This is a genomic window from Holdemanella hominis (assembly GCF_014306155.1).
GTDB lineage: Bacteria > Bacillota_I > Bacilli_A > Erysipelotrichales > Erysipelotrichaceae > Holdemanella > Holdemanella hominis.
The window spans coordinates 1-1,503 of sequence record NZ_JACRWH010000112.1 but is presented as its reverse complement, the minus strand read 5'-3'; the positions used below and the strand labels follow the sequence as shown (position 1 = coordinate 1,503).

1 protein-coding gene is annotated in these 1,503 nt (G+C 33.1%); it reads right to left on the bottom strand.

Going from position 1 to position 1,503, the window contains the following annotated elements:
- Positions 1–119: 119 nt before the first annotated feature.
- Positions 120–1,289, bottom strand: a complete 1,170-nt coding sequence (locus tag H8911_RS12100) for an MATE family efflux transporter (RefSeq protein ID WP_369410309.1) — start codon at positions 1,287–1,289, stop codon at positions 120–122.
- Between the last annotated feature and the right edge of the window lie 214 nt (positions 1,290–1,503).

Genomic DNA, 1,503 nt, shown 5'->3' with positions numbered 1-1,503 from the left:
CTGTAACAAAAAGATAGGAAATGTTCACCCTAAAAGTGTTTAAAGGATATCTCTTTCTCAGAGTTAAAATCCCTATGACTTTTAAAGGTTGATTTATCCCTATCCAGTTTTATATATTCTTAATAATTCTGCGCTTTAAATGGTTTTATGATTTTTTGATATGAATAGATTAATTGGCTTGCCATTAAACACCAAATAATGGGTTCGCAAAAGCATACACCTAAATATTTAAATGTAGGAACTAAAAATAATGTAAAGACAATTTTTCCAATGAGTTCAATTATACTAGAGAATAAAGGTGTTATTTTATATCCAAAGCCTTGAATCGCATTTCTTAAATTCAATAGTATACTTAATACTATGAAAAATGGAATATTGATTTTTAGATACATGGCGCCATTTTGTAGTACGGCATGCGTGTTGGATCCAGATAAAAGGTGGACTAGATTTTCAGCTGTAAAATAAATAAGTATACTTAAAAAGATGGGATATATAATACCGCAGATGTTTGAAAGACGAACCCCTTTTATAATTCGCTCATAATTTTGAGCTCCCTTGTTTTGAGAGACAAACGTTGCCATTGAGGCTGCCAATGTAGAAAGAGGCAGACAAAATAACGAGATTAATTTTCGAGCAGCCGTATGGGCTGTAATGATTTGAGTGCCTAGACTGTTGATTCCAGATTGAAGAATGATGGTTCCAATGGATACGATTGAAAACATAAACCCCATCGAAAAGCCTTGTCCCAACAAATCATTGATCATATAAGATTTAATTTGGAAATGTTCTTTTCTAGGTATCAAAATTTTAGCTTTTCTCAAAATTAAAAAGAAACAAATTATAGTTGAAATGACTTGGGCAATAACAGTAGCTACAGCTGCGCCAAATACACCCATATCGAGTATTGTGATACATACAATATCAAGCGCAATATTTATAATAGATGAGCAGAAAAGTACAATCAATGGTCTTAGGCTATCGCCAATAGCTCGTAACATACCGGCACCTAAATTGTAGAACATGGTGATGATTAAAAAGGCAGATATGCATCGAATGTAGTTTAATGAATCGTGATAAATACTTTTGGGAGTCTTTAGAATTGTTAATAGATATGGCATCGAAACATAGGAAACGATTGTGATCACAATGGAGATGATCAATCCTAAAATTAGAGATGCTGCAACGCTTTTCTTTAGTTCATTTTCATTTTTAGAACCATAATATCTTGCTGTAACAATACTAAATCCTGTTCCACATCCGTTGGAAAACTGAACAATCAATACAAAGATAGCGGCAGTAGCACCAATGTCATTAAGTTAAGAAATGACGAACCATCCAGATACTATTGTCTGGATGGTGTTTTTATTTGAAAGCACGACGAAAATTGTAGTATTGCTACTACATTTTAAAAAATATATAATATTAGGTGTTAATCATATCGATAGTTGAAAGATACCGGTGATTTGGCTTTCACTTTCCGTTCATTCTGGCGATTAGGACGGA